Annotated in this window: 1 protein-coding gene; it reads right to left on the bottom strand. The window is 35.6% G+C overall.

The annotated features are described in order from the left end of the window. The coding region (locus Q1A01_RS23810) for a condensation domain-containing protein (protein ID WP_299686105.1) at window positions 1–236 on the bottom strand (236 nt) is incomplete at both ends.

Below are 236 nucleotides of genomic sequence, written 5' to 3' on the forward strand. Positions count from 1 at the left end.
GTAGCAATATGATGACGAACTAATACTAAAATATGTTCTGTAGCTGATACCTTGATAATACTAGCTCTCAGCATATAGTCCTTTGACAAATCAAAAGGTTTACTAACAGTCTCTGAAATAATAGTTTCATAGTCTTCGGCAGTATCTATAATATTCAACTCCCATCTTTCTGAAGGTTGTACCTGTTGGTACGCTACACCTTCTTTCTCTACATATACGGTACGTAAAGACTCATG

The organism is uncultured Dokdonia sp., from assembly GCF_947492815.1.
In the GTDB taxonomy this organism is placed as follows: domain Bacteria; phylum Bacteroidota; class Bacteroidia; order Flavobacteriales; family Flavobacteriaceae; genus Dokdonia.